This is a genomic window from Streptomyces sp. NPDC001941, assembly GCF_040296945.1.
Classification (GTDB): Bacteria; Actinomycetota; Actinomycetes; order Streptomycetales; family Streptomycetaceae; genus Streptomyces.
Window position 1 is genome coordinate 22,662 of sequence record NZ_JBEOYE010000099.1, and the last position, 7,495, is coordinate 30,156.

Below are 7,495 nucleotides of genomic sequence, written 5' to 3' on the forward strand. Positions count from 1 at the left end.
ACGTGGCGAAACCCCGCGTGCTCGTTGTCAACAACGGGACGCTCTCGCTCAAGCAACTCCGTGCCCGCCTGGAGGAACTGGGCTCCGAGACCGACCCGGTCGCGGTCGCCGACGTCCCCGCCGACCTGGGCGGCCGCTACCAGGCGATCGTGCTCAGCGGCACCAAGGTCCGCGCCTACGACCAGGAGCACTACAAGCCACTGGTGGACCTGGTGTTCGGCTCGGACGTCCCGGTCTTCGGCATCTGCGGCGGCATGCAGATCCTGGCCGTCTCCCAGGGCGGCGTACTGGCCGACGGGCCGCAGCGCGTCGGCGGCTTCGAGGTCCAGGTCGACACCGCCGAACCGCTGTTCGCGTACGTCAAGCCGACGGTGACCGTCTTCCACCGGCACACCCTGTACCTCCAGGAGGCCCCGCCCGGATTCCGGTCCATCGGGCGCTCCGAGCACGCCCCGGTGGAGTTCCTGCGCTCCGACGACGGCCGGATCCTGGGCGCCCAGGCGCACCTGGAGTTCCGGGCCGACGGCCGGGAGATCCTGCGCGGCTTCACCGACCTGTACCGCTGACCCGTGCGCACACCGTTACGTACCTCACTCCTCGCTCACCCATTGGGGAAGACACATGACTGACTGGGACACGCGCAAGCCCGCCCTGACCACCCACCTGAACGGCGCCGGCGGCGACATCAAGGGCTGGGTCGTCGTCGACTCGCTCGTCGACGGCCTCGCCATGGGCGGCACCCGGATGACACCGGGGGTCACCGAGGAGGAAGTCGCGGGCCTGGCCCGGGACATGACCGCCAAGTTCACCCTCGCCGGACTGCGCATCGGCGGCGCCAAGGCGGGCATCGTCGCCGACGGCTCCGACCGCGAGACCACCTTCCGCACCTTCGGCCGCACCGTGAAGCCGCTGCTGCACGGCGGCATCCACCTCGGCATCGACATGGGCGTCACGCCCGCCGACCGGGCGGTGTTCTTCGACGAAGCCGGGTACGACCCCCGGTTCCGCCTCGGCGCCCCCGACATGCCGATCGACTGGCGCACGTACTACGAGCCCCTGATCGACTGCACCGGGCACGGCGTCGGCGTCGCCGCGGTCACCGCCCTGGAGGCCAGCGGCCGCACCGGGTCCTCCCGGGTCGTCATCCAGGGCTTCGGTGCGGTCGGCCGGGCGGTCGGCCGCTTCCTGGAGGAGCGCGGCCACGTGGTCGTGGGCGTCGCCGACATCGCCGGTACGATCAGCGCCGACCGGCTCCCGGTGGACGAACTGGTCGCCATCACCGACGAGTTCGGCGCCATCGACCGCACCCGGCTGCCCGCGGGCGTCACCGTGCACAGCGGCCCCGACGCCTGGCTGGACGTCGACGCCGACCTGCTGGTGCTCGCCGCCCAGAAGCACGCGCTGAACGCGGAGAACGCCCACCGCCTGCGCGCCGCCCTGGTCGTCGAGGGCGGCAACATCAGCTCCACCGACGAGGCCCGCGACAAGGCCGCCGCCGCCGGGGTCCTGCTCGTCCCCGGCGTCATCGCCAACATCGGCGGCGCCGCGTCCGCCGCCCTCGCGGTCACCCGCGTGGTGCCCTTCGAGCTCGAGGCGGAGGCCCGCAAGGCGTGGGTGTTCGACTGGGTCGGCGACCGGGTCCGGCAGAACACCCGCGACCTGCTCGACATCGCCCGCGCCACGGCCGGCAACCCGCTGCCCGAGCTCCTGGCCACGCGCCGTGGGGAACTGGCGCGATGACCTCGACCACCACCGCCTTCCTGGCCAGCGCGTCGGCGGCGGACCGCATGGCGGAGTACCGGCGGCGGGGCTGGTGGCGCGACGACACCTTCCTCGACGACCTGCGCCGCCAGGCCAGGCTGCGGCCCCGCAAGCTCGCCATCGCGGGCCGCCGCCTGGACGAGGCCCGCACCGACACCCTCGACTACGTCGAACTCTCGCGGCTCGCCGACCGGTTCGCCGGCGGCCTGCTCGAACTCGGCGTCAAGCGCGGCGACGTGGTCGCCGTCCAGCTGCCCAACCGCTGGGAGATGGTCCCGCTGATGTTCGCCTGCATGGCGGTCGGCGCGGTCATCTGCCCCATCGCACCGGTCTGCCAGGCCGAGGAACTGCGCCACCGGCTCGCGCTCACCGAGGCCAAGGTGTGCGTGACCCTCCCCGAGTACGAGGGCTACCCGCTCGCCGAGACGATCTGCGAACTCCGCGACGAGCTGGCCCTGGAGCACGTGGTCGTCGTCGACGGCCACGGCCCCGAGGACACGGTCGACTTCCACGACCACTTCGTCTCCCGGCACTGGGAGAAGCAGCTCATGGGCGACCTGGCGGGCCGTCAACTCCGTCCCGACGAACCGTTCGTGGTGCTCTTCACCTCCGGCACCACCGGCTTCTCCAAGGGCGTCGTGCACAGCCAGAACACCGTCCACTCGGGCGTGCGCGGCTACGTCGACACCTTCCTGCTCCGCGACGACCTGGTGGTCGCGGTCACCACCCCGCTGGTGCACTACTCCGGCTTCGGCCAGGGCGTGCTCGCCGGGGTGATGCTCGGCGGCACCATCGCCTTCCAGGACGGCCCCGACCACGCGGGCCTGCTCGACCTGGTCGAGCGGTACGGCGCGACCCTGCTGTACGGACCGCCGCCCACGCTGTCCGGGGTCGCCCGCGCCCAGAACGCCGACCCGCACGACGTCTCCAGCCTGCGCCACACGGTCACCGGCGCCGCGCCGGTGCTCATGGAGCTGGTCGACGAACTGCGCGAGACGTTCGGCGCCCGCACCTACTCGGTGTGGGGCATGTCCGAGTTCGGCCCGGTCACCATCAGCCGCCTGGACTACAACCAGGACTGGGCCGCGCACAGCCACGGACGGCCGATCGACTCCATGGAGATCCGCATCGACCTGTGCCACGACCCCAGCCAGCGCGCCTCGGTGGGCCGGCTGCGGGTGCGCGGCGCGTCCCGGGCGCTGGGCTACTTCCAGCAGCAGCAGGAGTTCGACTCCGAACTCACCGAGGACGGCTGGTTCGACACCGGCGACGTGGCCCGTGAGGACGGGCGCGGCGGCATCCGGATCCTGGGCCGCTCCAAGGACACGATCCTGCGCGACGGGATCGTCGTGCCGATGGCGGAGCTGGAGGCGATCATCTCGCGCCACCCCAAGGTGGTCGAGGCGTCCGTCGTCGGACCCACCGGCCAGCTCGACGACCTGATCCTCGCGGTCGTCGTCCCGGTCGGCGGCGCCCGGCCGACGCTGGAGGAGGTGCGCGACCACCTGCGCCGGGCCGGGCAGGACGCCCGGTTCCTGCCCGACCGCCTGGAGCTGACCGACGCGCTGCCCAAGACCCTCACGGGCAAGGTCCGCAAGGTCGAGCTCAGGAAGCTGTACGCGGACGCCTGAGCACCGCACAGCCCTGAAACCCCGCTCCCGAGATGCGTACGACTCAGCACCGTACGAGACCCAAACCCCGCTCCCGTCCTACCCGTTGGAGTCCCAGATGTCCCATCCAGCGCCGGTGACGATGTCGCCGACACTCGCCGCCGACGAGGCGCTGACCCGCCGGCGGTTGGCCGGGGAGCGGGTCCTGTCCCTGGCCAGCGGGGAGATCGGCCTGCCGGTCCTGCCGCAGCTGGCCGAGCGCCTCGCGCTCGCCGCGGACCACAACGCGTACGGCCCCGTCGCCGGGAGCCCCGCGCTGCGCACCGCGGCCGCCGGGTACTGGGAGCGGCGCGGCCTGGCCACCACCGCCGCCGCGGTGGTGGCCGGGCCCGGCAGCAAGCCGCTGCTGTTCGCCCTGATGCTGGCCGTCGGCGGGGACGTCGTCGTGCCGGTGCCGAGCTGGGTCAGCTACGCGGCCCAGGCCCGGCTCGGCGGACTGCGCCCCGTCCCGGTCGCCACCCGGCCGGGCGAGGGCGGCGTCCCGGACCCCGAGCGGGTCCGCGAGGCGGTGCTGCTCGCCCGGGCGGCCGGGCACGACCCGCGCTCGGTGGTGGTCACCCTGCCCGACAACCCGACGGGCACGATCGCCTCGCCCGGCACGATCGAGGAGCTGGCCGAGGTCGCCAGGGAACTCGACCTGGTGGTCATCTCCGACGAGATCTACTGCGACCTGGTGTACGACGACGCCCTCCTGGCCGTCTCCCCGGCCGTGTTCGCGCCCGAGCGCACGGTCGTCACCACCGGGCTCACCAAGAGCCTGGCGGTCGGCGGCTGGCGGCTCGGCGTGGCCCGGCTGCCGGACGGCCCGGTGGGGGAGCGGGTCAAGGACCGGCTCCTCGGCGTGGCCAGCCAGGTCTGGTCCAGCACCGCGGCGCCCGTACAGGCCGCGGCCGCCTGGGCGTTCACCGAGCCGCCCGAGGTGGTCGCGCACGTGGCCGCCTCCCGCAGGCTGCACGGGACGGTCGTCCGCGCGGTGGGCGACCTGCTCACCGCGGCGGGAGCCGACCTGGCCCCGGTCCGCGCCACCAGCTACCTCTACCCCGACTTCGAGCCCGTGCGGGACCACCTCGCCCGGGTCCACGGCATCCGCGACGGCGACGACCTGGCCGTCGCGCTCGGCGAGCGCTACGGCGTCGGGGTGCTGCCCGGCTCCGCGTTCGGCGAGCACCCCCGGCCGCTGCGGGTCCGGATGGCCACCAGCCGTCTGTACGGGGACGACGACGCCGAGCGCTCCCGGGCGCTGCGCGCCGCCGACCCGCTGCGGCTGCCGTGGATCGGCGCGTCCCTCGATCGCGTCGCCGAGGTCCTCACCGACCTCACCGGGGTGCGCGTCGCCCCGCCCGCCCACTGAGTCCCGCCCCCTCACCCCGCTTCTCCCTGGAGGTTCCTTCCGCCATGTCCATCCTCTTCGAAGCCGAGTACCGAGGCCGTCGCTACGCGGGCGTCGGCGTCCCCGAGGCGGGCCGGGCCCACGTCCTGCACCCCGTCGAGGACGGGCAGCTGCGCGCCGCCTTCCTCGCCGGGGGCGCGCAGGCCGCCCTCGCCGCCGCCACCAGCGGCGCCGGGACGGTGTCGGTCGCCGCCGACGACCCCGAACTGCGGCTGCTGCCACCGCTGTTGCCCACCGCCACCAACAACGCGCTGGTCAACGGGTTCATGGGCACGCACCGCTCCAAGTTCGACCGCGACCCCGAACCCGACGAGGAGTTCACCGCCCCGAACTACTACATGAAGGGCTTCGGCTCCTGGCTGAAGGTGTCCGACGAGCCGCTGGTCACCCCCGCCGACCCGATCTGGCTGATCGAGGAGCCGGAGGTGGTGCTGGTGTACGTCAACGACGAGGACGGCGCCCCGCACTACGCCGGCTACACCTTCGGCAACGACCTGAACGACATCGGGCTGCACCTGAAGAACCCGTGGGCGTACACCCCGTACGCCAAGCTCTGCGAGACCTCGGTGCTGCCCTGGCTCTTCCTGGGCGAGCCGCCGAGGACGGTGACCGGACGCGTCGTCGTCGAGCGGGACGGCGCCACGGCGTGGGAGGGCCCGTTCTCCTGCGGCGCCGACTCGATCTTCCACCGGTTCGACGACATGGCGGAGCACCTGTTCTCGTACCCCCTGCTGCGCCAGGCCGGACTGGTCACGTACACCTTCCTGGGCGCCGACAAGGCCACCTACCACGACGGGTTCCGGGTCGAGGACGGCGACCGCCTGGTGCTCGACGTGACCAGCCACGGCGTGGTCCTCGCCAATACCGTGCGGTACGGGACTCAGACCGCGGCCGGTGCCGCGGCGGACTCCGCGGCCGCGTAGGCGACCCCGTCGCCGGGCGCGTCCTCGTCGCGCACGGCGGCCAGGTAGCCGGAGATCGCGTCCCGGTTGCGGGTGAGGCACTGGATGCGCTCGGTCATCCGGTCCCGCTCCCGCTCCAGGAGCTCGATGGTCTCCGGCGCGGCGGCCGGGACGTGGATCATCCGGGGGTCGTTGATGCAGGGCAGGATCTTCCTGATCGCCCGCGTCGGCAGCCCGGCCTCCAGCAGGCCCCTGATCTGCATCACCCGGTCCACGGTGCGCTCCGCGTAGTCGCGGTAGCCGTTCGGCGCCCGGTCCGGCACCAGCAGGCCCTGCTCCTCGTAGTAGCGAAGCAGCCTGCGCGGAGTCCCGGTGCGCTCCGACAGTTCCCCGATCCGCATGCGCCCCCCTTCCTTCCCCGTCGGCACGACCGACTTGACATTCACATCTATGTGAGGGTTTGAGGATACAACCATGTCAACATCCCAAGCAGAGCTGCTGGACAACGCCCCGGCAGCACCTGAGCGGCGCAAGCTGCCCATGTCTCCGCTCCTGGCCCTCGCCACAGCAGCCTTCATGGGCATTCTGACCGAGGCGCTGCCCGCCGGTGTGCTTCCCGAGATGGCCCGCGACATGTCCGTCAGCGAATCGGCCATGGGCCAGGCGCTGACGATCTACGCCATGGCGACCGGCCTCTCGGCGATCCCGCTGGCCAAGCTCACCGCCACCTGGAACCGCAAGAAGCTCCTGCTGCTGTCCGTGACGGCCTTCGCCGTCGCCAACACGGTCACCGCGATCTCCTCCAGCTACTCGCTGACCATGGTGTTCCGGCTGATCGCCGGTGTCGCCGCGGCCGCGGTCTGGGCGGAACTGGTCGGCTACGCACGCCGGTTGGCACCCCCGCACCTGCAAGGACGGGCCATCGCCATCACCATGGCCGGTGTGCCGCTCGCCCTCTCGCTGGGCATTCCCGTCGGTACGTTCCTGGGCGGCCTGTTCGGCTGGCGCCTCACCTTCGGCCTGGTCACCGTGGTCTCCGTGGTCCTGCTCGGCTGGATCTGGGCCACCGTGCCGGACGCCCCGGGCCAGCAGCCCGGTACCGGCGAGCCGATCCTGAAGGCCTTCCGGCTGCCCGGCGTCGCCGCCGTGCTGTTCGTGGTCGCCGCCTACGTGCTCGCCCACAACATCCTGTACACGTACATCGCCACCTTCCTCGACTCGTACGACATCGGCGGCTCCCGCGACACCGTGCTGCTGGTCTTCGGCATCGCCTCGGTGGTCAGCATCTGGGTCACCGGCGCGCTGGTGGACCGCAAGCTGCGGCTGCTGACCGTGGTCAGCTCCGCCCTGTTCATCATCGCCTCGATCATGCTGGTGGTCCTCGCGAGCAACCTGTGGGTCGTCTACGCCGCGATGATCCTGTGGGGCCTGGGCTGGGGCGGCGTCACCACGCTGCTCCAGACGGCCGTCACGGACGCGGGCGGCGACCGCGGCCAGGCGCTCCTCGTCACCACCTGGAACTCCTTCATGGCCGGCGGCGGCGCGGTCGGCGGCATCCTGCTCGACGCCCAGGGGCCCAAGTCCTTCCCCTGGAGCGTGCTCGCCCTGATGGTCCCGGTGCTGCTCGTCGTGGTCATCGCCCGACGGCACGCCTTCCCCGCGAAGCGTCCCGACAACGGCTGACGCTCCGCCCGGGCGGGCACCCCGGCCACCCCCGTCACGGAGGTGCCCGCCCGCTCCCCGGGGTGGCTCGTCGGTCCCGCCGACGAGCC

Annotated in this window: 7 protein-coding genes; 6 read left to right on the forward strand and 1 reads right to left on the reverse strand. The window is 72.6% G+C overall.

Annotated elements, in window-relative coordinates:
• Positions 1-2 precede the first annotated feature (2 nt).
• The 5 genes from ABT160_RS39015 to ABT160_RS39035 all read left to right on the forward strand — a co-directional run bounded on the left by ABT160_RS39015 (position 3) and on the right by ABT160_RS39035 (position 5,744).
• A complete protein-coding gene (locus ABT160_RS39015; RefSeq protein ID WP_351653254.1) occupies positions 3-566 on the forward strand; it encodes a type 1 glutamine amidotransferase in 564 nt (187 codons plus the stop codon).
• Positions 567-621: 55 nt separating this feature from the next.
• On the forward strand, positions 622-1,740 hold the full coding sequence (locus tag ABT160_RS39020; RefSeq protein ID WP_351653256.1) for a Glu/Leu/Phe/Val dehydrogenase dimerization domain-containing protein: 1,119 nt from the start codon (positions 622-624) through the stop codon (positions 1,738-1,740).
• A complete protein-coding gene (locus ABT160_RS39025) occupies positions 1,737-3,392 on the forward strand; it encodes an AMP-binding protein (protein WP_351653257.1) in 1,656 nt (551 codons plus the stop codon). The genes ABT160_RS39020 and ABT160_RS39025 overlap by 4 nt, the downstream gene beginning before the upstream one ends.
• 97 nt (positions 3,393-3,489) lie before the next feature.
• Positions 3,490-4,782, forward strand: coding sequence for a pyridoxal phosphate-dependent aminotransferase (locus ABT160_RS39030; RefSeq protein WP_351653259.1), 1,293 nt, complete (start codon positions 3,490-3,492; stop codon positions 4,780-4,782).
• A gap of 44 nt (positions 4,783-4,826) precedes the next feature.
• Positions 4,827-5,744, forward strand: a complete 918-nt coding sequence (locus ABT160_RS39035; protein WP_351653261.1) for a fumarylacetoacetate (FAA) hydrolase — start codon at positions 4,827-4,829, stop codon at positions 5,742-5,744.
• Here ABT160_RS39035 and ABT160_RS39040 read toward each other — a convergent pair.
• The gene (locus tag ABT160_RS39040; protein WP_351653263.1) at positions 5,702-6,124 is read right to left on the reverse strand and encodes a MerR family transcriptional regulator; all 423 of its coding nucleotides are present in this window, start codon (positions 6,122-6,124) and stop codon (positions 5,702-5,704) included. The genes ABT160_RS39035 and ABT160_RS39040 overlap by 43 nt on opposite strands.
• A 73-nt stretch (positions 6,125-6,197) precedes the next feature.
• On the opposite strand from ABT160_RS39040, the gene ABT160_RS39045 reads away from it, so the two are divergent.
• The gene (locus ABT160_RS39045; RefSeq protein WP_351653264.1) at positions 6,198-7,406 is read left to right on the forward strand and encodes an MFS transporter; all 1,209 of its coding nucleotides are present in this window, start codon (positions 6,198-6,200) and stop codon (positions 7,404-7,406) included.
• Positions 7,407-7,495 lie beyond the last annotated feature (89 nt).